This window comes from Streptococcus sp. CM6 (genome assembly GCF_000526095.1).
Lineage (GTDB): Bacteria > Bacillota > Bacilli > Lactobacillales > Streptococcaceae > Streptococcus > Streptococcus oralis_BW.
Genome location: NZ_JATS01000020.1, coordinates 238,308 through 262,624, shown reverse-complemented (window position 1 = coordinate 262,624; position 24,317 = coordinate 238,308). Strand labels below are relative to the sequence as shown.

The window sequence follows — 24,317 nt, the reverse complement described above, 5'->3', positions numbered from 1 at the left end:
ATCGGAACTTGATGTAAATATATGTAATAGTATTTTTGAAGTGGTAAAACTACAGCCTTCCAAGCTGTTGTCGCGAGTTCGATTCTCGTCACCCGCTTTGAACTTTGTTCAAATACCAAGTTTTTTTAACTTGGGCGCGTAGCTCAGGTGGTTAGAGCGCACGCCTGATAAGCGTGAGGTCGGTGGTTCGAGTCCACTCGTGCCCATCTATGGATATGGTCCGTTGGTCAAGGGGTTAAGACACCGCCTTTTCACGGCGGTAACACGGGTTCGAATCCCGTACGGACTATTTGTTGGAGGATTACCCAAGTCCGGCTGAAGGGAACGGTCTTGAAAACCGTCAGGCGTGTAAAAGCGTGCGTGGGTTCGAATCCCACATCCTCCTTTTATATTAACGCGGGATGGAGCAGCTCGGTAGCTCGTCGGGCTCATAACCCGAAGGTCGTAGGTTCAAATCCTGCTCCCGCAATATTGGCTCGGTAGCTCAGTTGGTAGAGCAATGGATTGAAGCTCCATGTGTCGGCGGTTCGATTCCGTCTCGCGCCATATCTTATTTTATTAAGCGGGTGTAGTTTAGTGGTAAAACTACAGCCTTCCAAGCTGTTGTCGCGAGTTCGATTCTCGTCACCCGCTTTGAACGAAAGTTCATACCAAGTTTTTAAACTTGGGCGCGTAGCTCAGGTGGTTAGAGCGCACGCCTGATAAGCGTGAGGTCGGTGGTTCGAGTCCACTCGTGCCCATTAATAGGAGAATTACTCAAGAGGCTGAAGAGGACGGTTTGCTAAATCGTTAGGTCGGGTAACCGGCGCGGGGGTTCGAATCCCCCATTCTCCGTACGTTAAGAGCTGCTAGGCTCTTTTTTTTGCTCTTTGTTAACTGTAGTGGGTTGAAGTCAGCTAAGATCTAGAAAGGACAAATTTCGTCCTTTCTTTTTTAATATTTAGGGCGATAAAAATTCGTTTTTTGAAGTTTTCAAAGTTCCGAAAACTAAAGGCGTTGCGCTTGATAAGTTTAATGAGATTATTGGTTGCTTCTAATTTGGCGTTGGAATAAGGTAACTAAAGAGCGTTGACAATTTTTTCTTTGTCCCTGAGGAAGGTTTTAAAGACCGTCTGAAAAAGAGGATGAATCTGCTTTAGTTTCTCCTCTATAAGTCCAAAAATTTCTCAGGCTCCTTGTTCTGAAAGTGAAAAAGCAAGAGCTGATAGAGCTTTATAGTGGTGTCTCAAGTCTTCTGAATAGCTCAAAAGCTTGTCTAGAATCTCTTTGTTGGTTAGATGAATACGAAAAGTAGGGCGATAAAATCGCTTATCGCTCAGTTTACGACTATCCTGCTGTATAAGCTTCCAGTAGCGTTTGATGGCCTTGTATTCATGGGATTTTCGATCGAATTGGTTCATGATTTGAACACGGAAACGACTCATAGCACGGCTGAGATGTTGGACAATATAAAAACGATCTAGAACTATTTTAGCGTTTGGGAGTGAAACAATCTGGGAGACTGTTTCAGCCTGAGCCTAGAAATTCGAAAGCGAAGCTGTTTAGCCAAGTCCATAGTAGGGACTAGACATATCCATCGTAATGATTTTCACCTGACAACGAACAGCTCGCTCGTAGCGCAGAAAGTAATTTCGGATGATAGTTTGTGTCCTGCCTTCAAGGACAGTGATGATATTGAGCTTTTCAAAATCCTGAGCAATAAAGCTCATCTTTCCCTTAGTGAAGGCATACTCATCCCAAGACATAATCTCGGGAAGAAGAGAAAAATCATGTTTAAAACGGAAGTCATTGAGCTTTCGAATGACGGTTGAAGTTGAAATGGCAAGCTGGCGGGCAATGTCGGTCATAGAAGTCTTTTCAATCAACTTTTGAGCAATTTTCGGGTTGATGATACGAGGGATTTGATGATTTTTCTTGACGAGAGAAGTCTCAGAGACCATCATTTTCGAGCACTGATAGCACTTGAAACGGCGTTTTCTAAGGAGAATTCTGGTAGGCATACCAGTTGTTTCGAGGTAAGGAATTTTAGATGATTTTTGAAAGTCATATTTCTTCATTTGATTTCCGCAATCAGGACAAGATGGAGCGTCGTAGTCGAGTTTAGCGATGATTTCCTTGTGGGTATCTTTATTAACAACATCCATAATTTGGATATTAGGGTCTTTGATATCGAGTAGTTTTGTGATAAAATGTAATTGTTCCATATGAATCTTTCTAATGAGTTGTTTAGTCGCTTTTCATTATAGGTCATTGGGACTTTTTTTCTAGGCTACATAATCTCCATAGTGGATTTACCTACTACAAATATTATTGAGCTCTATTATCTAATGCTGTTTCAGTAACTTTCATATTAGAAAAAATCATAAATAGACTAGATTTAGTGGTATACTAAGGTTAGGGACTTTAAGTGGCTGGGGGATAATCGAGATGGAAAATGGAGTAAAATTTCATAGTATTTTTTATAGATTTATACTATTTATCTTTGTAGTATTTCTAACTGTGATTTCAATGATCTTAGATGCAAAAAAAGCGCAAATTCGCTTTTTTAACCTATCCTTGATTATCGGGCAAGGGGAGTTGAAGATTGTTACAGTTGCGGTTTTACTCCTTACTTTTCTTCTATCTTTCTTGTTTAAATGGAAATGTTCGATTTATAAAAAAGGGATTTATCTAAGAAAAATTGATTTATTTGTAGCTTGGGATGAGATTAGAGGTCTTAGCCATGTCTGGATCAATGAATATCATCGTGGACCTCATGGTTTCCTGTTCTATAATCGTAAGACGCTGGTTATTTATAGAGAAAATTATCAACCGATTTGCCTTTATAATATTTCATTATTGGCCTTATATGTGGCTAAATATTATCATCCAAAATTGAAAACCAATATAGTCTTAGCAACGTTGGCAAGTCTCTTCAATATGGCTTTAAATGCATGCTTCTTGTACGAGATGTTTAGTAAAAATTTGGTGAATATAAAAGCTGAAATCTTTATGTTTTGGCTGCTTTTATATGCTGTTAAAGTTTTTGCGTTGCCATTGATTATGCTTGAATATGAGAATCACTGTTATGGAGCTTCTTTGGTACATAGCACGGCATATAAAAAGAATGCCTCAAAAGCTATCCACCTGTAAATTGTTGATAGGAAGCTAGCTATTTATATATCTGTTACTTTCTACATTCAAACAGCACTATATGCTTGCTAGATGAGATTCTAGACATCATATAGTGCTGTTTGTTAAGTCCAGCTAGTGAGTGAGATTTCACCACTATTGAGCCAGATTTCTGTCTGGTCATCAAGCTGGATAAGGAGTTGTCCTTTGTCGGAGATGTCCTTGGCGACTCCTTTTTTTTCAGTCTGATCTTGGATAAAACTGACCTCTCTTCCTAGAACAAGAGAGTGTTCTTTATAAAGATAGAGTAGTTCTTCGGGTGCTGTTTGGTAGAAACAACGCCAAATTTCTGAGATTAGTTCGTTTCGTGTGATAGGAGCTGGTGGTGTAAAGAGACTTCCAGCTTTTTCTTTTATCTCTTTGGGAAAATCGCTGATGGCAAAGTTGATTCCAACACCGATAATGACATCTGTAACCACCCCTGTCTCAACTGATGTCATCGCTTCGGTGAGGATACCTGCTATTTTTTTATTTTTAAAGTAGATGTCATTTACCCATTTGATATCTACTTCTATCATAGTTAGGTTTTTAATGGCTTTGTAGACTGCAGCAGCTACAAGGAGAGTATAGGAAGGGAGTTTTTCATAGGGAAGATTGGGTTGAATATGCAGGGACATATAGATTCCGCCCTGAGATGGAGAATAGTAGGGACGCTGAAAGCGGCCACGACCTGCTGTTTGACAGGTTGAAAGATAGAGTGTATTTCCTTTGTTTCCAGCTTCAATTCCTTCTTTTGCATCTGTTTGGGTTGATTTGGTCTCAGGTTTGTAGTGAACGATTAAGTTGGTTTTCTCTTGAATCAAATCAGGTAATATCAGATCGCCTTGAATAAGCTTGTAGCCTCTATTTTTGATACTGTCAATTTCTAGGCCTTCTTGTTGAAGACGTTGGATTGATTTCCATATGGACGTGCGGCTTAAATTCAGTTCTTCTCCGATTTTTTCTCCGCTAACATAATCGTTTTCTCTAGCTAATATTTGGTAGACTAGTTGGTGTGATTTCATTGATTTTCCTTTCTAGCTGAGAGGGAATGAGAGTATTCTTTTCGAGTTTGACTAGGTGTTTTATGAAAAAACTGCTTGTAGGCTTTTGAGAAATGTAATGGATCTGAAAAACCCACAGAATACGCAATGACCTTGATCGTTTCATTGGTGTGCTCTAGTAACTGTTGAGCACGGTTCATTCGAACGAAAAGTAAATACTCTTTTGGAGAGAGTTGGTGAAATTCTTTAAACACACTAGTTAAGTAACTTCTATGAACCGATAGCTCTTTTGCTAAATCTTGAATGGTGAGCGATTGTGGATAGTGACTATCAATTAATCGTTTGCAGTCAAGATAGAGCTGGTGGGTTGATGAAATATTCTCTTTTTTCTGATTGGGAGCAATCGTTCCTAGATGAAACATTAGTTCATGGAGTTGTCCCATAATGTGGAGTTGAGCCAATTCATTTGATTTTGTTATTTGAGCGAAGCGGACAATATCTGAGATGAGTTTTGCAGTTGTTTGTGTATGACAGTTATTTGACTGGATGAGGTAGGATTGATCAGAAATTTGAGATAGAGCAAAGTAGTCAGGTGCCCTCCCTCCAGTGATCCCCAACCAGTAGTAAGCCCAAGGATCCTGGCTATCTGCTTGATAGAATGTTAATTCATCTGGTTTTAGTAAAAAGAAATCTCCTGCCTTTAAATCAACAATTTTCCCCTTATAATGGAATTGACCTTTTCCTTTAGTAATGTAATGGAGTACATAGGTATCTCGAATAGCTGGGCCAAAAGAGTAGTTAGGCGTGCATTCTTCATAACCGTAGAAGCTAAGAGAAAGATCAATTGTTCCAGTCTGGTATTCTGAAAAAACGAGCATGGGCCACCTCCTACCTAACATTTTACCATACTTTAGAGACATTTTTCTATTTTAGAAAGCGCTTTTATTTGCTAAAATTTTATCAGGAAATCGATGAGGTACAAGTTATGGGAATTCGGATAGAGAATAATCTATTTTACGTTGAGAGTAAAGATTTAAGTTTGATTATTGAAAATAGGGATGGGTTCTTATTATTAAAACATTTAGGAAAGACTATTAAGAACTATGGAGGTTCTAATAGTGTTTATGAACGCGATCATGCTTTTTCTGGTAATCCAACAGCTACTAATCGAACCTTTAGTTTGGATACGCAACGTCAAATTTTTGGGCAACATGGTTTGGGTGACTTTAGAAAACCAACTTTACAGGTTCAACATGATGCAACTGAAGTAACAGACTTTCGATTTGTAGAAGCAAAGATTTTAAAAGGTCAGAATGGTCCACAGGGCTTACCTTCTCCTCACAGCATGGATGCTACAGAGACGCTTGTCTTGATTTTAAAAGATCCTCAAGCTAAACTTAGTCTGACTTTGTATTATACAGCTTTTGATAATGATGCGACAATTGCTAGTTACAGCAAATTGGAGAATAATAGTAATCAGGAAGTTGTCATTCATAAGGACTTTTCTTTTATGGCTGATTTTCCCGCTGCAGCTTACGAAATAGTGACTTTACAGGGAGCTTATGCTCGTGAAAAGACTGTCCGACGTCAACAGGTAGAGCAAGGAATCTTTTCGATTAGTTCGAACCGTGGAGCTTCTGGGCATGATCAAACACCAGCTCTTCTATTATGTGATCAAGGAGTTACAGAGGATGCTGGGAATGTGTTTGCTCTACAACTGATGTATAGTGGAAACTTCGAAGCTTTTGTCCAAAAGAATCAGTTGAATGAAGTTCGGGTGGCTATTGGAATTAATCCAGAAAACTTTTCTTGGAAGTTAGATCCTGAGGAAAATTTTGAAACACCGGTAGCTTTAGTGACCTATTCAGATAAGGGATTAACTGGTATCAGTCATGAAAGTCAGAATATTGTACTTAAGCACATTATGCCAAGTAAATTTTCTAAAAAAGAGCGTCCAATTCTAATCAATAACTGGGAAGCTACCTACTTTGACTTTCAGAGAGAAAAACTGTTAGAACTAGCTGATGAAGCTAAGAAAGTTGGAATAGAACTTTTTGTATTAGATGATGGGTGGTTTGGTAATCGCTTTGATGATAATCGTGCTTTAGGTGATTGGGTTGTGAATGAGAAAAAACTGGGTGGAAGTCTAGAAAGTCTGATTTCAGCGATCCATGAAAGAGGTTTGCAGTTTGGGCTTTGGTTAGAACCTGAGATGATTTCTGTTGATAGCGACTTGTATCGTAAACATCCTGACTGGGCTATTCAGGTTCCAGGTTATGAGCATACCTATTCTCGAAATCAATTAGTACTTAATCTTGCCAATCCTCGGGTAGTAGAATATTTGAAAAATGTTTTAGATGAACTCCTCTCTCATCATAAAATTGACTACATCAAATGGGATATGAACCGCAATATCACTAATCTGGGGAATGGTTCAGTTTATCTGGAAACCCAGATGCAGTCTCATCAGTATATGTTGGGACTTTACGAACTCGTTTCTTATCTGACAGAGAAACACAGTCATATTCTCTTTGAGTCCTGCTCTGGTGGTGGTGGACGTAATGATCTTGGTATGATGCGTTATTTCCCACAAGTCTGGGCTAGTGATAATACTGATGCTATTGCACGTTTACCAATCCAATATGGTTCATCCTATCTCTATCCAACCATTTCTATGGGAGCTCATGTGTCAGCAGTACCAAATCATCAGATGGGACGGATGACACCATTGGAAACTCGTGGTCATGTAGCCATGATGGGAAATCTGGGCTACGAGCTTGATTTAACAAGTTTATCAGATGAAGAGAAAGCTGAGATTGCTAATCAGGTGAACTTGTATAAAGAATTGCGACCAGTAGTCCAGTTGGGAAATCAGTATAGGTTAATCAATCCCGATGCTGAATCCAATGAAGCAGCTGTACAATTTAACTATGAAAATCAAACGATTGTGACCTACGTCCGAGTCCTGTCAGTTGTGGAAACAATGGAAACCACCTTGAAACTGAAAGACTTAGAAGTGGAAGGGCTTTATGAGCTGGAAGGGACAAACATTGTTTATTCGGGTGCAGAGCTCATGTATGCAGGTTTAACTGTTACCCTATCGCCAGGAGATTTTTTGAGTAGACAGTATAAATTCAAAAGACTATAATAAAAGCGTATAAATTTATCAAGGAGGCATTCCAATGAAATGGTATAAGAAAGCAGGTTTTCTTTTAGTAGCTGGGGCAAGTTTACTAGGCCTAGTGGCTTGTGGTCAGAACAATCAATCAACTGATGGCAAGGTAACGATTGAGTTTTTTAACCAGAAGACCGAGATGGCAGATACCTTGCAAAAGATAGTGGATGATTTTGAAAAGGAACACCCTAATATTGATGTGAAGCTGACTACAGTACCTTCAGCTGGAATTGTTCTAAAGACTCGTATTTTATCAGGAGATGTTCCAGATATTATTAATATCTATCCTCAAAATATGGATTTTCAGGAGTGGGCGAAGGCAGGTTATTTTGCAGATATGACAGGAAAACCCTATCTTGAGAACATCAAGAATGACTATGCTGAAAAGTATGCAATCAATAACAAGATTTATAGTGTGCCATTAACAGCCAACCTTTATGGAATCTATTACAATAAAACGAAGTTTAAAGAATTAGGACTTGAGGAACCGAAGACTTTTAAAGAGTTTCAAGAGATTGTTAAAAAGATAAAAGATAGTGGGAATTCTCCGTTTGCGGTTGCAGGTAATGAAGGCTGGACATTGAATGGTTACCACCAACTTTCTCTCATTACTCTTACAGGTAGTGGAGACGCGGCTAATAACTACCTTCGCTTTTCAAAACCAAACGCAATCTCTGCAGATGATGCTATTTTAAAAGCAGATGCAGAACGACTCGATTTATTAGCAGATAATGCTCAAGATGGTTGGCGTGGTGCCTCTTATAATGATGCGGTGGTAGCATTTTCGAGTGAAAAAGCCTTGATGATGCCACAAGGATCATGGGCATTAGCCGCAATTAATCAACAGGATCCAAAATTTGAGGTGGGGATGTTTGCCTTTCCTGGAGAAGAAGTAGGAGAAGAAGTCACTGTTGGTGCAGGAGATATGGCATTATCAACTTCAGCTACTTCCAAACACCCTAAGGAAACCGAAGAATTTATCAGCTATATGACTAGTCCAAAAGCTATGCAGTCATACTATGATGTAGATGGATCACCTGTTGCGGTAAAAGGCATACAGGAAAAAGAAGATTCAGCGCTTGCAGCTATTTCTAAACTGGCATTTACGGACAAACATTATGTTTGGTTGGGCCAACGCTGGAACTCTGAAGAAGACTTTTTTAATCTAAGTGCAGGTTACCTGATGGATAAAAATCTGAAAAATATGGCAAACAATCTCAATGCTTTCTTTAATCCAATGAAGGCAGATTTGGACTAGAATAGGAGTTAAGATGATATGGCTATTCGAAAATTTTTAAATAAATACTGGGGTTGGACATTTTTGCTTATCCCGCTTGCTTTACAAGCTATCTTCTTTTACTTTCCAATGGTACAAGGTGCTTTCTATAGTTTGACTAACTGGACTGGATTGACCTATAATTATAAATTTGTTGGTTTGAATAACTACAAATTGCTGATGATTGATGGGAAATTCTTCACAGCCATAGCCTTTACTTTGATTTTAACTCTGGCATTGATTATTGGAGAGATTACGATTGGGATGGTTGTGGCACGAGCCTTAAATTCTAAGATGAAGGGGCAGACCTTCTTTAGAGCTTGGTTCTTTTTCCCGGCTGTTTTGTCTGGTTTGACAGTTTCCTTGATTTTTAAACAATTCTTCAACTATGGGCTTCCAACGATTGGAAAAATTTTAGGAATTAGCTTTTTACAAGAGAGTCTATTGGGGACACCAGTCGGAGCGGTAGTGGCAACTATTTTTGTTCTTCTATGGCAAGGAGTAGCAATGCCAATCATTCTCTTTCTTGCTGGTCTTCAGAGTATTCCAAATGATATTTTAGAGGCAGCATCAATTGATGGTGCAACCAGTAAACAAACCTTTTGGAAGATTGAATTGCCCTATTTATTGCCAACGATCTCTATGGTTTTTATCTTGGCTCTTAAGTCCGGTTTGACAGCCTTTGACCAAATTTTTGCCTTGACGAGTGGTGGTCCAAATAATGCTACAACGTCTCTTGGACTTTTAGTCTACAACTATGCTTTCAAGAGTAATCAATATGGATATGCGAATGCAATTGCCTTGATTTTATTCTTAATTATTGGAATTGTTTCTCTTATACAAATCAAGCTATCAAAGAAATTTGAAATCTAATAGAGGAGTCCTACACATGAAAAAAGAAGAAAAATTGAATCAGTTTTGGAAATACGTCCTCTTGATAGTCGGTGGTATTCTTATACTTGTTCCTTTGTTGGTAACGGTATTTAGTTCTTTCAAGACAACTAAGGATATCATGAATCATTTCTTTAGTTTGCCCAATCCTTTTACCTTAAGTAATTATGAACGATTAATTTCGGACGGAATTGGAGGCTATTTCTGGAATTCAGCAGTTATTACGGTGTTATCATTGATTGTAGTAGCTTTCTTTATACCAGCTGCAGCTTATTCCATTGCTCGAAATATGTCCAAGAAAAAAGCCTTTGCCATTATGTATTCGCTCTTGATCTTAGGGATATTTGTTCCATTTCAGGTGATTATGATTCCTATCACAGTTATGATGAGTAAACTCGGCCTAGCAAATATGTGGGGGCTAGTAATACTCTACCTAACTTATGCTATTCCACAGACTCTCTTCTTGTATGTTGGTTATATAAAAATCAGTGTACCAGATAGTTTGGACGAAGCTGCGGAAATTGATGGGGCTGATCGTTTTACAATTTATCGTCGAATCATTTTTCCAATGTTGAAGCCCATGCATGCGACAACTTTGATTATCAATGCTCTCTGGTTCTGGAATGACTTTATGTTGCCACTCTTGATTCTGAATAAGGATTCTAAGATGTGGACTTTACCTCTCTTCCAATACAACTATCAAGGTCAGTACTTCAATGACTATGGCCCAAGTTTTGCATCTTATATTGTGGGAATTGTAACGATAACCATTGTCTACCTCATCTTCCAAAAACATATCATTTCAGGAATGAGTAACGGGGCAGTGAAGTAAGAAAGTGCTTATGGAATCTATAATTCCATACATAGAGGAACGGTTCAGCTTGTTGGCAATTCTATGTAGAAAACAAGAAAGTCGTATTTAGTTGATTGCAGTCTATATTAGTACTGAACAAAAATCTAAAAATATCTTTCATTTACGAAGCCAGGTCATATAAGACTTGGCTTTCATCAGAAAAAGGAGAACATCTATGACCATTCAAAATAAAACTATGTTGATTACTTACTCAGATAGTCTTGGAAATAACCTTAAAGACTTGTATGAGAATTTGGAAGAACATTTTGGCGATGCTATTGGGGGAGTTCACCTTCTACCATTTTTCCCGTCAACAGGTGATCGCGGATTTGCACCAGTGGACTATGATGAAGTGGATCCAGCGTTTGGTGATTGGGAGGATGTTAAGCGTTTAGGTGAGAAATATTATCTTATGTTTGACTTTATGATTAACCATATTTCTCGTCAATCTAAATATTATAAGGACTATCAAGAAAAACATGAAGCTAGTGAATTTAAAGATCTCTTTTTAAACTGGGACAAGTTTTGGCCGGAAAACCGTCCGACACAAGCTGATGTAGATTTAATTTACAAGCGTAAGGATCGTGCACCAAAGCAAGAGATCGTTTTTGCAGACGGTTCAGTAGAACATTTGTGGAATACCTTTGGTGAGGAGCAGATTGATCTTGATGTGACCAAAGAAGTAACGATGAGCTTCATCCGTAAGACGATTCAACATCTAGCAAGTAACGGGTGTGATTTGATTCGCCTAGATGCTTTTGCTTATGCGGTGAAGAAATTGGATACCAATGATTTCTTTGTGGAACCAGATATTTGGGACTTATTGGATAAGGTCCGGGATATAGGAGCTGAATACGGTGCAGAGCTCTTACCTGAGATTCATGAACACTATTCGATTCAGTTTAAAATAGCGGATCATGATTACTATGTTTACGATTTTGCCCTTCCAATGGTGACCCTTTATACTCTTTACAGTTCCAGAACAGAGCGCTTAGCTAAGTGGTTAAAGATGAGCCCGATGAAGCAATTTACGACACTAGATACCCATGATGGGATTGGAGTGGTAGATGTCAAGGATATCCTGACCGATGAGGAAATTGACTATGCTTCAAATGAGCTCTATAAGGTTGGAGCGAATGTCAAACGTAAGTACTCTAGTGCAGAGTATAACAATCTAGATATCTACCAAATCAATTCAACCTACTATTCTGCGCTTGGAGATGATGATGTCAAGTACTTCCTCGCTCGTTTGATTCAAGCTTTTGCGCCAGGCATTCCTCAGGTTTACTATGTTGGTCTATTAGCAGGAAAAAATGACTTGAAATTATTAGAAGAAACCAAAGAAGGTCGAAATATTAATCGTCATTACTATAGCAATGAGGAAATAGCAGAAGAAGTTCAACGTCCTGTGGTGAAGTCCCTTCTCAATCTATTTTCTTTCCGTAATCGGTCAGAGGCCTTTGACCTAGAAGGGACTATTGACATTGAAACACCAACAGCTCACAGCATTGTAATCAAACGTCAAAATAAAGACAAGTCCGTAACAGCAGTAGCAGAAATTGATTTGCAAAGTCAGACCTATCAAGTAGTGGAAAACGGTAGAAACATTCAGTTCTAGTGCCATATTAATGAAAGATTTTTTTTGTGGCGAAAACGTGTTCATTGTTCCCAAATGACGGAAAAAATGGTAGAATATAAAGATAGTTTAGCATTTATCTTCTGGAGAAATTCAGAACAGAAAGGATCCGTTTTGAAATCAATTGGATTACTGGATAAGATAAGAGGGCTTTCGAAAAAAGATTTCTTTTTGTATTTGATGATCATAAGTATCTTTTTACCTTTTTATTTGTTCTTAGCCCTCTTTGCTTTATATTTGATAGGTTTACTTGTTACTGGGGAAATGAAGGGAATTATCAAAGGATTGGCCAAACATCCTGTACTTCTCTTTTTTATTGCCTACAGTAGTATCATCTCTATCGTCGCCAAGAACTGGCTTGGTCTAGCAGCATCTTTACTGATGTTTCTCTTCCTCATTTTCTTTAGCTTCTACCAGAAACGTCTGACACATGCTTTCTTTCGACTGATACTGCAGACAATCTTGTTTGGAAGTGTGCTCTCTGCGGCTTTTGCTACTTTGGAGCATTTCCAAATTGTAAAGAAATTTAACTACGCCTTTCTTTCGCCTAATATGCAGGTATGGCACCAAAACCGTGCAGAGGTGACCTTCTTTAATCCTAACTATTATGGGATTATCTGTTGCTTCTGTATCATGATTGCCTTTTATCTCTTTACAACGACGAAGTTAAGATGGTTGAAAGTCTTTTGCGTGCTAGCAGGTTTTGTGAATCTATTTGGTTTGAATTTTACGCAAAATAGAACAGCCTTTCCTGCCATCATCGCTGGTGCCATCATTTATCTCTTTACAACCATTAAAAACTGGCGCGCCTTCTGGCTCAGTATTGGTGTTTTTGGGATTGGCCTTTGTTTCCTCTTTTCAAGTGACTTGGGTGTTCGCATGGGAACGCTAGATTCTTCAATGGAAGAGCGAGTTTCGATATGGAATGCGGGTATGGCCTTGTTTAAGCAAAATCCTTTTTGGGGGGAGGGGCCATTGACCTATATGCACTCTTATCCTCGGATAAATGCTCCTTATCATGAACATGCTCACAGCCTTTATATTGATACGATTCTGAGTTACGGAATTGTGGGAACCATTTTATTAGCTTTGTCTTCTGTTGCTCCTGTTCGTTTGATGATGGATATGAGTCAGGAGTCGGGGAAACGTCCAATTATCGGTCTTTATCTATCTTTCCTTACAGTGGTTGCTGTGCATGGAATCTTTGACTTGGCCCTTTTCTGGATTCAGTCAGGTTTCATTTTCTTGTTAGTTATGTGCAGTATTCCATTGGAGCGTCGAACTTTGGTATCAGACATGACGGATTAAGTTTATAAGATTGAAATCTTCTACCTTGAGTAGGAGATTTTTTACTGAGAAAAATTAGTTCTAAGTCGAAATAGTTGACAATTGGAATAATAAGTATTATAATATTTTTTATTCGTATCGATATAGAAATAAATTGGAGGTTTCATGAAATATTGTCATTTGGTAGCCCATCATATTCGTTTGTTGAATGGGCGGATTTTTCAAAAGTTACTGAGACAAGACCCTGACTCTCTTTATCGGAGTGAGCAGGGAAAGATTTTAGCGGTTTTATGGAATAGTGAGACAGGTTGTGCAACTGCGACAGATATTGCGCTGGCGACGGGACTTGCCAATAATACGCTGACAACCATGATTAAGAAGCTTGAGGAGCAAAACCTGGTCATCATTAGCCCATGTGGAATAGATAAGAGAAAGAAATATGTCAAGTTGACAGAGCAAGGTTGGTCGCAGAAAGAAGTGGGCAATCGTGTCAGTCAAAAATTAGATGCAATTTTTTATAAAGGCTTCTCTGAAGAAGAAATCCGTCAGTTTGAAAGCTATCAGGAACGCATCTTAGAAAATTTAAAAGAAAAAGAGGCATAAATCATGTCAAAACAAGTGAAAAATGCTCACAACCTATACATTCATGCTATTCAAGATGGACGAGTTGCTGAGGCTCAAGCTCAGTCCGTAGGAGATACCTACATTCAACACTCGACAGGTGTGCCAGATGGGAAAGAAGGGTTTGCGGCTTTCTTTGCAAATTTCTTTGAGCGCTATCCCGAGCGTGAGATGAAAATTGTTCGCACTATTGAAGACGGCAATCTAGTCTTCGTCCATGTTCATCAATATCTCAATGGTGGGGAAGCTCAATGGGTGACGACAGATACTTTCCGTGCGGATGAGAATGGTCGTATCGTGGAGCATTGGGATGTGATTGACTACTATCGAACACCTGAAAATGACCAATTAGACCAGATTTTTGGAGATTTTGAGATCAAGGATTTGGACAAGACAGCAGAAAATAAAAAGTTAGTTCGCCGTTTCTTGACAGAAATCTTCCAAAGCAAGGAACTTGATCTGTGGGAAGATTTTGTGGCAGACGATTTGATTCAGCATAATCATGAGATTGGACAAGGAAGTCAGGCCTATAAAAATTATGTGGCTGAACATGGTGTTACTTTCGACTTTGTTTTCCAGCTTTTGGGACAAGGAAACTATGTGGTAAGCTATGGGCAGACTCAGATTGATGGAGTTGCCTATGCCCAGTATGACATCTTCCGTTTGGAGAATGGCTTGGTTGTGGAGCATTGGGATAATAAGGAAGTTATGCCTGAGGTAGAAGACTTGACTAACCGAGGAAAATTTTAAATTGAGGACTAAGAATGATTGAATACAAAAATGTAGCGCTACGCTACACAGAAAAAGATGTTTTGAGAGATGTCAATTTACGGATTGAGAATGGGGAATTTATGGTTTTAGTTGGACCTTCTGGGTCCGGTAAGACGACCATGATTAAGATGATTAACCGTCTTTTGGAACCAACTGATGGAAATATATACATGGATGGCAAGCGCATCAAAGACTATGATGAGCGTGAACTTCGTCTTTCTACGGGTTACGTCCTACAGGCTATTGCTCTCTTTCCCAATCTAACGGTTGCGGAAAATATTGCTCTCATTCCTGAGATGAAGGGCTGGACTAAGGAAGAAATAGCGAAGAAAACAGAAGAGCTTTTGGCTAAGGTTGGTTTACCAGTAGCTGACTATGGAAATCGTCTGCCTAGTGAACTATCTGGCGGAGAACAGCAGCGGGTGGGTATTGTTCGTGCTATGATTGGTCAGCCTAAGATTCTCCTCATGGATGAGCCCTTTTCGGCCTTGGATGCTATTTCGAGAAAACAGTTGCAGGTTTTGACGAAAGAATTGCATAAAGAGTTTGGTATGACAACGATTTTTGTGACCCATGATACGGATGAAGCTTTGAAATTGGCGGACCGTATTGCTGTCTTGCAGGATGGAGAGATTCGTCAGGTGGCGAACCCTGAGACGATTTTAAAAGCTCCTGCAACGGACTTTGTAGCAGACTTGTTTGGAGGTAGTGTTCATGACTAATTTGATATCAACTTTTCAGGATCGTTTTGGTGATTGGGTAACAGCTCTATCTCAACATTTGCAGTTGTCACTTTTGACCTTATTACTAGCTATTTTTATTGCTATTCCCTTGGCTGTTTATCTTCGCTATCATGAGAAGTTGGCGGACTGGGTTTTGCAGATTGCAGGGATTTTCCAGACCATTCCGTCTCTGGCCTTGTTAGGACTCTTTATCCCCTTGATGGGAATTGGAACCTTGCCAGCTTTGACAGCTCTGGTGATTTATGCGATTTTCCCGATTTTGCAAAATACTATTACTGGGCTAAAGGGAATTGATCCAAGTCTACAAGAGGCTGGGATTGCCTTTGGGATGACTAGATGGGAGCGTCTCAAGAAGTTTGAAATTCCACTTGCCATGCCTGTCATTATGTCTGGGATTCGGACGGCAGCGGTCTTGATCATCGGTACGGCGACCTTGGCTGCCTTGATTGGGGCAGGTGGACTGGGTTCCTTTATCCTTTTGGGAATTGACCGCAATAATACTAGTCTGATTTTGATTGGGGCCCTTTCTTCTGCAGTGCTGGCCATTGCCTTTAACTTCCTACTAAAAGTGATGGAAAAAGCAAAATTGCGGACGATTTTCTCTGGTTTTGCCTTGGTGACCATATTACTCGGTCTGTCTTATAGTCCAGCCCTTTTGGCTCAAAAAGAGAAAGAAAACTTGGTGATTGCTGGGAAATTGGGACCAGAACCCGAAATTTTGGCTAATATGTATAAATTGTTGATTGAAGAAAATACCAGTATGACTGCAACTGTGAAACCAAACTTTGGGAAAACAAGCTTCCTCTATGAAGCTCTGAAAAAAGGCGATATTGATATCTATCCTGAATTTACCGGTACGGTGACTGAAAGTCTGCTTCAACCATCACCGAAAGTGAGTCATGAGCCAGAGCAGGTTTATCAAGTGGCGCGTGATGGCATTGCCAAACAGGATCATCTAGCCTATCTCAAACCTATGTCTTATCAAAATACCTACGCTGTAGCTGTTCCGAAAAAGATTGCTCAAGAATATGGCTTGAAGACCATTTCGGACTTGAAAAAAGTAGAAGGGCAGTTGAAGGCAGGCTTTACACTCGAATTTAATGATCGTGAGGATGGCAATAAGGGCTTGCAATCAATGTATGGTCTCAATCTCAATGTAGCGACCATGGAGCCAGCCCTTCGCTATCAGGCAATTCAGTCAGGCGATATTCAAATCACGGATGCCTATTCAACTGATGCGGAATTGGCACGTTATGATTTGCAGGTCTTGGAAGATGACAAGCAACTCTTCCCACCTTATCAAGGAGCTCCACTCATGAAAGAAGCTCTTCTCAAGAAACATCCTGAGTTGGAGCCAGTTCTCAATAAACTAGCTGGTAAAATTACTGAAAGCCAGATGAGCCAGCTCAACTACCAAGTCGGTGTTGAAGGCAAGTCCGCAGAACAAGTAGCCAAAGAATTTCTACAAGAACAAGGTTTGTTGAAGAAATAGTTTGAAAATGTCAAACTCAACTTGCTTAAACGACTATAGAAAAGAATGCTCAGACAATGTCGTCTGGGCTTTTTTGATATTAGAGTTACTGAATGTCTTTCAAAATGGAAAATATGAGGAAATTTTTAGGATTTTCTAAAATTTTACTGTAAATACACTTGACTATTCACAAAATAGGTGTATAATGTGTTGTGAACTACTTAACAAATAAAGATTTCCAGCTCATGTCGACTAAGGATGGAAATCTTGTGTATAGACAGTTCAGTAGATATATAATAGAGCGTTGCGTCCGAAAGTCTATCCAGACACGGCTCTTTAAAAACAAAAGGAGAAGATTATGAAAACAGAACCGATTCATCGTACCAGTATGTGGAAATTTAAGTTAAGTGCTGCCACCATGACTTTGATTCCCGCTGCCGTGGGGATTAACTATGTTGCCAAAGCCTTGGCAGAGGGGTTAAAGTTGCCCGTTTGGCTGGGGTCTTTGGGAACCTTTCTTACCAGCATGTTGGCTGGGCCGGTTGCCGGTGCCATTAGTGGTTTCATCAACAACGTGATCTATGGGCTGACCTTATCGCCAATTTCAACCGTGTATGCGATTACCAGCATCGGAATTGGGATTGCTGTCGGAGTCTTGCACGCCAATGGGTGGTTCTCGTCAGCGCGACGAGTATTTGTTTCTGCTATTATTATTGCCATCGTTTCAGCTGTCATTTCAACGCCACTCAACGTCATCTTTTGGGGTGGTCAGACCGGTATCGCTTGGGGTGACTCATTGTTTGCGGTAATGGTCGCCAATCACGCACCAGTGTGGCTGGCCTCATTTACCGATGAGTTTGTCTTGGATATTTTGGATAAAGTCTGCGTGGCCTACCTGGCATTCTTCATCTATCGTCAGCTGCCGAAGCGGATGGTGCACTTCTTTAGCGATGATAAATGATGACTGATAAAACATTGATTTCTGGAGCGCCACGGGTCAAGCTCAAGTGGTACCAGGTGATCGATCCGATTACTAAGCTCTTGTTCATCTTGGACATGACGTTGTTGAGCTTTGCCAGTATGAATTTATTGCTTCAGGCCGGATTAATTCTTGTCGCAACACTGCTATTGTTATTTTCCAAATTGAGTTCTACCACCTTTAAGGCGCTGGGATTCAGCCTGTTTCTGATTTGCACCATGCTGATCATCCAAGGGTTATTTTACAGTCGGAATCAAACTGTGCTGTTTTCTGTGCTTGGGGTGTCGTTCTACAAAGAGGGCCTGATTTACGCCACCACTCTGGGTTGTCGAGTATTGGTGATTATTTTGACCAGTGGCTTTTTTATAGTGACCACGAGTATTTCAGAAAACGCGGCCTATTTGGAACTGTCCGGATTGTCTTATAAAACCGTCTACGTTCTGATGTCGGTGTGTTATATTTTGCCGGAAATGATGCGCAATATGCGGAAAATCCAGCAGGCACAAAAAGTTCGCGGAACCAATCCGCAAAAAACGTTGATTCAGAAATTAAAGTCAGTCCTGCCGGTTCTAATTCCATTGGTGATTAAGACCTTGGATCAATCGATGACGCGGTCGATTTCTCTCCAACTGAGAGGTTTTGATAATCTCAACCGGACTGTCAGAACCTCCCAGCGCGTGTATCGCTTGTCGCGGACGCTGCACATTGGTCTGACTGGATTGGCAATTTTATTGATTGGGTGGAAGATATGGACGAAGATAAACGGATTGTAATTGAAAATTTGACCACCCGTTATCCGGGTACTGAGCAACCACAACTGCGTCAGATTAACGCGGAGGTTCATACCGGCCAGGTGGTTGGGATTATCGGGAATAGCCACTCCGGCAAATCGACTTTGTGCCGTGTGCTGGCAGGGGTCATTCCCAAAATTGTGTCTGCTGAGATTGAGGGCGATTGGCACATGTTTGGCCAGCGAGTGTCTGACAATTGGCCCGTTTATAATGCCATGAATGGAGTTGTACTGCAAAATCCAGCTGGCCAACTAAGCGGGTTGGCAGACACGGTTGCCGATGAAATCGCCTTTGACTTGATTAATCAGGGAATGGCTGAAGGACTGATTCAAAAACGGGTTGAAGAAGTTGCCACGCAAATGGGGCTGATTGAACAGCTGAATTTGCGTCCCGAGAGCCTTTCCGGTGGTCAGATCCAGCGGTTGGCAATTGCCACGGCGATTGTGGCTAATCCGGCTGTTTTGATTATGGATGATCCGACCAGTGAGATGGATCCCCTTGGCCGCCGGCAATTTTTCCAATGGCTGGCCCAAGTCAAAGAGACGACTGTCTTCATTGTCACCAGTGAAATTGACGATTTGTGCGAAGTCGCCGACGTTGTGTGGGTGCTGCACGAGGGTCAAATGGTAGCCCAGGGCAGGCCGGGTGAGGTGTTTAATCATTTGGCAGCTGACTGGCAGATTCCAGCCCCGACAATCCAGCAACTTGCTCAAAAAATGGATTGGCACTTGGCTGATGGCCGGTATCCGGTGAATTACGCTGATCTGAAGGAGGTTCGTTATGTCCACAATTGAACTGAGCCACCTGACGTTCACTTATCCGGAACGGTCCTTTAGCTTGGATGTTGAAGGCAAACATTTCGCCGATCCGATGGTGGCGATTGTCGGCCAAAATGGTGCCGGCAAATCAACGCTCTTCAAATTGTTGACGGGTTTGCTGACACCACAAACCGGTGTGATTAAGATCGATGGAGAAAATTTTAATGATCTTAAACCAGTCGAAAAGTTACTGAAGGTTGGGATTACTTTTCAGAATCCTGACGATCAGCTTTTCAACCCGACCGTTCAACGAGAGGTGGAGTGGAATGTCGCGCAGGTCATGGATGACCACGATACGATTACGAGGCGGGCTTTAGCGGCTCTAAAAAGAGTTGGCTTGGATGATAAAACAGCTGAAAGTCCATATGACCTGTCATTGTCGGAACGCAAGCTGTTGAGCGTTGCCACAGTTTTGGCAGTGGATCCGGCGATTTATTTATTTGATGAGCCGATGATGTCGCTTGATTGGGAAAGCCGGCGCAAGTTGACCGCAATTTTCCATCAGCTGGCTGATTCGGGCCACCAAGTTGTGACCATCACCCATGACATGGATTGGGTCGCCGCCGAGTTTGAGTCGGTGTATGTTATGGAACACGGGAAGTTTGGCTTCGCCGGCAGTCCACGGGAATTGTTCAGCAATCACGAACTTGTCCAGCGAGTGGGATTACTACCACCGCGGATTATGGACATAGCGGAGTCGCTGGGTGATTCACAGACATATTTATCGGTTAATGATTATTGCCAGAAAAATCGAGATGTATAGAAAAAATCACCTCTGCGGGTTTTCCAGGTTGAAGGATTAACTTCAGCTTCTGGCAAGAACTCACATGGGTGACTTTTGTGTTTAATAACGTTTCATGATCATCGGGTGCTTCCTCAGATCACTCGGTTTGATTTTACTTTGTTTCATGGTCATAATCATATACCATTTCTTTTGGATTTTTTGTTTGACTAATACAAAATAGGTCTTCATAGGTCTTCGCATTTTTAGCGCCCATTAGGATCATCAGTATAATTTTCTGAATTAGGAGACTGTCCCATCACTATTCGAACTTCGTCTCCCAACTTACGCTGTTCCCATTCATCCGTGAATCCTTTAAATCGCAATTCTGGAACTTTCTTTTTAACTGAATCATCTATTTTCGCCATAGTCCCCACCATTTTATTGGTTTTTCTTGTTCTTCTATCCTTTTTTGATCTTTGATTTGTTCCTGCAAATTTTCCAACTTCTCTTTAAGAGCGTTCACTTCATCTTTATATTGATTGTCTAAGTGTTTGAATTCTGTTTCCTGTGAGGGCATTTTGAGGGCTTTTAAGTTATCATTTTCCGCCTTGTATTCTTCTAGCAACTTTTTATCTTGCAAGGCTAATCGTTGTTACTGGTCTAACAAATTAGTTAGTTTTTCTATTTGTTGGTCTTTGCTACTTATTTGTTGGTCTTTGGTATTTGATTTGCTACTACTTTCTACTTTACCTAAAATTATTTTTTCTGCTTTAGAATTTATTAGATTAGACCCATTGGAACTTTTAAGCTGTAATTCTTTTGGTAACCTTTGGTAGTGATATTGAATATTTTGTTTTGTAACACTCAACTCATCCGCCAGCTCTTTGATCGTTTTTAAGTCTTCACTCATGGTTTAAGTCCTGCCTTTTAACCGTTGGTAGATATTGTTCAATGGCTTTTTTGAGGTAGCGTGCGATATTATGCTTAGAATATTCTTTACGTCTGCTGGCAACATAAGACAAGTGGTCTTTGACACTATTTAGCCCTCTTAATTCTTTCAGTTCGTCATAGAGGGGGTAAACATGGACTTGCAATCCTGCCATGATTTTTGTATCTTGCATTTCAAACGGACTTAGCAACATATTTTCTAGCAATAGCGTGGTGTACTTGCTTTTCATTGCTTCAATAGCTAGCTTATCTTCGGTTTCTGCTTTGCGTGCTTTATCTTCTTGATAGGCGGTATCTTCTAACTTATAGCTGTTATCGTCTGCTCGACGTTTCTTTCGTAACCAGATATCCAATGTTAAACCGTCCGCATCAATCGCTTGATAGAGATAATGCCAACGCCCCTTAATTTTGATATAGGTTTCATCCATTTTCCACGAATAGAAGGACTGTTTATTTTTCTTTTTCCAGAGATGATAGAGGATTTTACTGTATTCTTGAACCCACCGATAAATCGTAGTGTGACAAACATTTATTCCACGGTCATAAAGCAATTCCTGAACTTCACGATAGCTCAGATTGTAACGTAGGTAATAACCAACAGCGACAATGATGACGTCTTGTTGGAATTGTTTGCCTTTAAAATGATTCATCTCTCAAGCCTTACTAACCTTTTTTCTGCTCTTTGAGAAGCTGAAGGTCGTGCTAGTAACTACCTATTTGGTTTGATTAATTCCATCATTTATCTGGTGCTTGCCCTTCAAAAAGGCTTCTATGGTGAGGTTTTAACAACTCTCTATTTTACAATTATGCAGCCAATTGGTCTCTTGGTTTGGATTTATCAAGCCCAGTTTAAGAAAGAACAACAAGAGTTTGTCGCACGTAAACTAGACGGCAAGGGTTGGACAAAGTATCTTTCTATTAGTGTTCTTTGGTGGTTTGCCTTTGGGTTTATTTATCAGTCTATCGGAGCTAATCGTCCCTATCGTGATTCTATCACTGATGCGACCAATGGTGTAGGGCAAATCCTCATGACAGCTGTTTACCGTGAGCAATGGATATTCTGGGCAGCTACCAATGTCTTTTCTATCTATCTCTGGTGGGGAGAAAGCCTGCAAATTCAAGGGAAATACCTGATTTACTTGATCAATAGTCTAGTTGGGTGGTATCAGTGGAGCAAGGCAGCAAAGAGTGCTTAAAAAAGTAAAAAAGGATCAGATGATCCTTTTTTTGTGTTAGAGCAAGATGAATAATACCGTAATGATAATAGCGCTCGTTATACGAATAATGTGGTGCGATATATGTTGATTTTCTTGCTGTCGCCCGTTCCAGTAGGCACCATAGCAGACGATACTCGAACCCACAATCCATAGTAGAATGGTTGCCAGTGGGACGAAGTAAAAGATAGCTAGAGCCAGAGAAGTGATGCAACTGCCGACCAAGATGCACGTGTTTCCCAGACTGTAGTTCTTTTGTTTCATGGCTGAAAAAGCAGCAGCAAGGTGAAGTAATGAGAATGCGAGAGCTAGTACGATTGTTAATATTCCTAGAATCATCGAAGTTAACATAGTTGGTTCCTTTCTGAGTTACAGGCTTAGTTATCAAGTGGAGTTGTAGAGGTCATCTCCATTACATCAAGGTAAAATCTCACCACTTGCTCTTCGGTATAAGATTTTCCTTTTTTTAGCCACCAAGTTAGAGTCTCGATAAAGTTCGTCACAACAAAATGCTGGAGGTAGGAGGCCGGAATGTTTGGATAGGCCTCTTGCAAGTCACCCGCCACCATGGGATAAACGTGGTGTTCGAGTTCCTTGTGTAGTTGGCGGAGGAAGTAGTCGTTTTTGGAAAAAAGGAGACTGGTGACATGGTCCTGGTTTTTCTGAAAATGTAAAAAGATATGTGCGAGGTAGTCCTCGGTCGTAAAGTGTCCTTCTCTTTCAAAGAGATGATGAAAGAGGTAGCGACAGAGCTCATCTAAAAGGAGTTCCTTACTCTCGTAGTGACAGTAAAAAGTAGAACGTCCAACATCTGCTAGGTCAATGATATCCTGAACAGTAGTGGTATCATAGCCTTTGTCGTTCAAAAGTTGTAAAAAAGCTTGATAGATGGCTTTTTTAGTCTTACTAACCCGACGGTCTCTTTTTGGCATATAGACACTTGAGACAAACTGTTCAGAACTGAACAGGACTAACAGTTTGCTTCTATCCTTTCTTTGGATTTTATTAGATAATACAAATGAAAGAAGTATGTATATACCCATTATACCAAAGGAGGGAGAGAAATGAGTTCTAAAACATCTATCTGGTTAGCTTTTTTCTTAAATTTAAGTTATGCGATTGTTGAGTTTATCGCGGGAGGAATCTTTGGTTCAAGTGCAGTTCTTGCTGATTCTGTTCATGACTTGGGGGATGCTATAGCCATTGGCATCTCAGCCCTTTTAGAAACAATCTCAAACCGTGAAGAAGATAGGCAGTACACCTTGGGTTACAAGCGTTTTAGTCTTTTAGGAGCCATGCTAACGGCTGTGATTCTTATGATAGGGTCTGTCCTAGTGATCTTGGAAAATGTCACAAAGATTGTTCACCCGCAACCCGTCAATGAGGAAGGCATCCTCTGGCTGGGAATCATTGCAGTAGCCATTAATGTGCTAGCAAGTCTGGTAGTTCGTAAGGGGAAAACAAAGAACGAGTCAATTCTTAGCCTGCATTTTTTGGAAGACACTCTTGGTTGGTTGGCCGTCATTCTAATGGCGATTATTCTTCGATTTACGGACTGGTATATCCTCGATCCGCTTTTATCACTAGTTATTTCTATCTTTATTCTGTCGAAAGCCATTCCTCGCTTTTGGAGCGCACTGAAAATTTTCCTAGATGCTGTGCCAGAAGGAGTCGAGACAAGTGATTTGGAGAAGGATTTAGAGGCTCTGACCAATGTCAAAAGTGTTAATCAACTTAGCATTTGGTCCATGGATGGTCTAGAGAATAATGCTATTGTTCACATTTGTATCAAGGACTGGGAACAGATGATGGAAACCAAAGAAGTGGTGCGTCAATGTTTAGAAGAAAGAGGCGTGCGGAATATCACTATTGAAGTAGATAGCAGTCAAAGCAATCATGCGCAACATAGGCGGAAGGTGAGAGAGTTAGAGCAGAAGCATGGGTATCATTAGTAGAAAAACGATC

At 40.4% G+C, this 24,317-nt stretch carries 24 protein-coding genes, 8 tRNA genes and 4 pseudogenes; 25 read left to right on the top strand and 11 right to left on the bottom strand.

The window, feature by feature from the left end:
* The first annotated feature begins 132 nt into the window (after positions 1-132).
* From HMPREF1516_RS08085 to HMPREF1516_RS08050, 8 genes are all read left to right on the top strand, one after another.
* Positions 133-206, top strand: a tRNA-Ile gene (locus HMPREF1516_RS08085).
* Positions 207-217: 11 nt separating this feature from the next.
* A tRNA-Glu gene (locus HMPREF1516_RS08080) sits at positions 218-289 on the top strand.
* A 6-nt stretch (positions 290-295) separates the two neighbouring features.
* Positions 296-385, top strand: a tRNA-Ser gene (locus tag HMPREF1516_RS08075).
* Positions 386-395: 10 nt separating this feature from the next.
* Positions 396-469 (top strand) — tRNA-Met (locus HMPREF1516_RS08070).
* A 4-nt stretch (positions 470-473) separates the two neighbouring features.
* Positions 474-546 (top strand) — tRNA-Phe (locus HMPREF1516_RS08065).
* Positions 547-562: 16 nt separating this feature from the next.
* Positions 563-633, top strand: a tRNA-Gly gene (locus tag HMPREF1516_RS08060).
* Positions 634-666: 33 nt separating this feature from the next.
* Positions 667-740: transfer RNA gene (locus HMPREF1516_RS08055), tRNA-Ile, on the top strand.
* Between the two features lie 6 nt (positions 741-746).
* A tRNA-Ser gene (locus HMPREF1516_RS08050) sits at positions 747-834 on the top strand.
* 62 nt (positions 835-896) lie between these two features.
* Here the strand turns inward: HMPREF1516_RS08050 and HMPREF1516_RS10245 are convergent.
* Both HMPREF1516_RS10245 and HMPREF1516_RS09940 read right to left on the bottom strand, forming a co-directional pair.
* The gene (locus tag HMPREF1516_RS10245; RefSeq protein WP_394334356.1) at positions 897-1,007 is read right to left on the bottom strand and encodes a hypothetical protein; all 111 of its coding nucleotides are present in this window, start codon (positions 1,005-1,007) and stop codon (positions 897-899) included.
* Positions 1,008-1,166: 159 nt separating this feature from the next.
* Positions 1,167-2,057: pseudogene (locus HMPREF1516_RS09940) on the bottom strand (transposase).
* A gap of 370 nt (positions 2,058-2,427) precedes the next feature.
* Between HMPREF1516_RS09940 and HMPREF1516_RS08035 the strand changes: the two are divergent.
* Positions 2,428-3,132, top strand: a complete 705-nt coding sequence (locus HMPREF1516_RS08035; RefSeq protein WP_033584252.1) for a hypothetical protein — start codon at positions 2,428-2,430, stop codon at positions 3,130-3,132.
* A gap of 104 nt (positions 3,133-3,236) precedes the next feature.
* On the opposite strand, the gene birA is transcribed toward HMPREF1516_RS08035, so the two are convergent.
* Positions 3,237-4,175: a bifunctional biotin--[acetyl-CoA-carboxylase] ligase/biotin operon repressor BirA gene (gene birA, locus HMPREF1516_RS08030; RefSeq protein WP_033606276.1), complete on the bottom strand. Its 939-nt coding sequence runs from the start codon at positions 4,173-4,175 to the stop codon at positions 3,237-3,239.
* Positions 4,172-5,032 carry an AraC family transcriptional regulator gene (locus tag HMPREF1516_RS08025; protein WP_007517401.1) on the bottom strand — a complete coding sequence of 287 codons (861 nt, stop codon included), beginning with the start codon at positions 5,030-5,032 and terminating at the stop codon, positions 4,172-4,174. Before HMPREF1516_RS08025 ends, birA begins: the two co-directional genes overlap by 4 nt.
* A 107-nt stretch (positions 5,033-5,139) precedes the next feature.
* Between HMPREF1516_RS08025 and HMPREF1516_RS08020 the strand changes: the two genes are divergently transcribed.
* The 14 genes from HMPREF1516_RS08020 to HMPREF1516_RS07955 all read left to right on the top strand — a co-directional run bounded on the left by HMPREF1516_RS08020 (position 5,140) and on the right by HMPREF1516_RS07955 (position 20,229).
* Positions 5,140-7,302, top strand: a complete 2,163-nt coding sequence (locus HMPREF1516_RS08020; protein ID WP_033606287.1) for an alpha-galactosidase — start codon at positions 5,140-5,142, stop codon at positions 7,300-7,302.
* A 34-nt stretch (positions 7,303-7,336) separates the two neighbouring features.
* Positions 7,337-8,587, top strand: coding sequence for an extracellular solute-binding protein (locus HMPREF1516_RS08015; RefSeq protein ID WP_033606275.1), 1,251 nt, complete (start codon positions 7,337-7,339; stop codon positions 8,585-8,587).
* 18 nt (positions 8,588-8,605) lie between these two features.
* Positions 8,606-9,478 carry a carbohydrate ABC transporter permease gene (locus tag HMPREF1516_RS08010; RefSeq protein WP_033584257.1) on the top strand — a complete coding sequence of 291 codons (873 nt, stop codon included), beginning with the start codon at positions 8,606-8,608 and terminating at the stop codon, positions 9,476-9,478.
* Positions 9,479-9,494: 16 nt separating this feature from the next.
* A complete protein-coding gene (locus HMPREF1516_RS08005; protein WP_000711270.1) occupies positions 9,495-10,328 on the top strand; it encodes a carbohydrate ABC transporter permease in 834 nt (277 codons plus the stop codon).
* Between the two features lie 196 nt (positions 10,329-10,524).
* Complete coding sequence (gene gtfA / locus HMPREF1516_RS08000) at positions 10,525-11,967, top strand: sucrose phosphorylase (RefSeq protein WP_033606274.1); 1,443 nt, start codon at positions 10,525-10,527, stop codon at positions 11,965-11,967.
* 132 nt (positions 11,968-12,099) lie between these two features.
* A complete protein-coding gene (locus tag HMPREF1516_RS07995; protein ID WP_033606286.1) occupies positions 12,100-13,293 on the top strand; it encodes an O-antigen ligase family protein in 1,194 nt (397 codons plus the stop codon).
* A 144-nt stretch (positions 13,294-13,437) separates the two neighbouring features.
* Entirely contained in the window at positions 13,438-13,875 is a 438-nt protein-coding gene (locus HMPREF1516_RS07990) for a MarR family winged helix-turn-helix transcriptional regulator (protein WP_033606273.1), read from the top strand.
* A gap of 3 nt (positions 13,876-13,878) precedes the next feature.
* Positions 13,879-14,643 (top strand): nuclear transport factor 2 family protein, encoded by a 765-nt coding sequence (locus HMPREF1516_RS07985; protein ID WP_033606272.1) that lies wholly within the window; start codon positions 13,879-13,881, stop codon positions 14,641-14,643.
* Positions 14,644-14,657: 14 nt separating this feature from the next.
* Complete coding sequence (locus tag HMPREF1516_RS07980; RefSeq protein ID WP_000575228.1) at positions 14,658-15,386, top strand: ATP-binding cassette domain-containing protein; 729 nt, start codon at positions 14,658-14,660, stop codon at positions 15,384-15,386.
* Positions 15,379-16,899, top strand: coding sequence for an ABC transporter permease/substrate-binding protein (locus HMPREF1516_RS07975; protein ID WP_033606271.1), 1,521 nt, complete (start codon positions 15,379-15,381; stop codon positions 16,897-16,899). Before HMPREF1516_RS07980 ends, HMPREF1516_RS07975 begins: the two co-directional genes overlap by 8 nt.
* A gap of 337 nt (positions 16,900-17,236) precedes the next feature.
* Positions 17,237-17,839, top strand: a complete 603-nt coding sequence (locus HMPREF1516_RS07970; protein WP_000846130.1) for a hypothetical protein — start codon at positions 17,237-17,239, stop codon at positions 17,837-17,839.
* Entirely contained in the window at positions 17,839-18,630 is a 792-nt protein-coding gene (locus HMPREF1516_RS07965) for an energy-coupling factor transporter transmembrane component T (RefSeq protein WP_193389634.1), read from the top strand. Before HMPREF1516_RS07970 ends, HMPREF1516_RS07965 begins: the two co-directional genes overlap by 1 nt.
* A complete protein-coding gene (locus HMPREF1516_RS07960; protein WP_000343048.1) occupies positions 18,606-19,442 on the top strand; it encodes an ABC transporter ATP-binding protein in 837 nt (278 codons plus the stop codon). Before HMPREF1516_RS07965 ends, HMPREF1516_RS07960 begins: the two co-directional genes overlap by 25 nt.
* Complete coding sequence (locus tag HMPREF1516_RS07955; RefSeq protein WP_033606269.1) at positions 19,429-20,229, top strand: energy-coupling factor ABC transporter ATP-binding protein; 801 nt, start codon at positions 19,429-19,431, stop codon at positions 20,227-20,229. Before HMPREF1516_RS07960 ends, HMPREF1516_RS07955 begins: the two co-directional genes overlap by 14 nt.
* 224 nt (positions 20,230-20,453) lie before the next feature.
* On the opposite strand, the gene HMPREF1516_RS10080 is transcribed toward HMPREF1516_RS07955, so the two are convergent.
* The 5 genes and pseudogenes from HMPREF1516_RS10080 to HMPREF1516_RS10235 all read right to left on the bottom strand — a co-directional run.
* Positions 20,454-20,615, bottom strand: a complete 162-nt coding sequence (locus HMPREF1516_RS10080) for a hypothetical protein (RefSeq protein WP_001062367.1) — start codon at positions 20,613-20,615, stop codon at positions 20,454-20,456.
* A complete protein-coding gene (locus HMPREF1516_RS07945) occupies positions 20,603-20,830 on the bottom strand; it encodes a hypothetical protein (protein ID WP_001152920.1) in 228 nt (75 codons plus the stop codon). Before HMPREF1516_RS07945 ends, HMPREF1516_RS10080 begins: the two co-directional genes overlap by 13 nt.
* Positions 20,831-20,842: 12 nt before the next feature.
* A complete protein-coding gene (locus HMPREF1516_RS07940) occupies positions 20,843-21,100 on the bottom strand; it encodes a plasmid replication protein (RefSeq protein ID WP_001287840.1) in 258 nt (85 codons plus the stop codon).
* Positions 21,093-21,413, bottom strand: a pseudogene (locus HMPREF1516_RS10240) (DNA replication protein); the annotation flags it as partial. The pseudogene HMPREF1516_RS10240 and the gene HMPREF1516_RS07940, both read right to left, overlap by 8 nt.
* Before the next feature lie 24 nt (positions 21,414-21,437).
* A pseudogene (locus HMPREF1516_RS10235) lies at positions 21,438-21,788 on the bottom strand (IS6 family transposase); the annotation flags it as partial.
* Positions 21,789-21,827: 39 nt separating this feature from the next.
* Here HMPREF1516_RS10235 and pnuC point away from each other — a divergent pair.
* Positions 21,828-22,334, top strand: a pseudogene (pnuC, locus tag HMPREF1516_RS07930) (nicotinamide riboside transporter PnuC); the annotation flags it as partial.
* Between the two features lie 36 nt (positions 22,335-22,370).
* Here pnuC and HMPREF1516_RS07925 read toward each other — a convergent pair.
* The gene (locus HMPREF1516_RS07925) at positions 22,371-22,703 is read right to left on the bottom strand and encodes a hypothetical protein (RefSeq protein ID WP_033606267.1); all 333 of its coding nucleotides are present in this window, start codon (positions 22,701-22,703) and stop codon (positions 22,371-22,373) included.
* 26 nt (positions 22,704-22,729) lie between these two features.
* Complete coding sequence (locus HMPREF1516_RS07920; protein WP_033606266.1) at positions 22,730-23,284, bottom strand: TetR/AcrR family transcriptional regulator; 555 nt, start codon at positions 23,282-23,284, stop codon at positions 22,730-22,732.
* Positions 23,285-23,416: 132 nt separating this feature from the next.
* Between HMPREF1516_RS07920 and HMPREF1516_RS07915 the strand changes: the two genes are divergently transcribed.
* On the top strand, positions 23,417-24,304 hold the full coding sequence (locus HMPREF1516_RS07915) for a cation diffusion facilitator family transporter (RefSeq protein WP_033606265.1): 888 nt from the start codon (positions 23,417-23,419) through the stop codon (positions 24,302-24,304).
* Positions 24,305-24,317 lie beyond the last annotated feature (13 nt).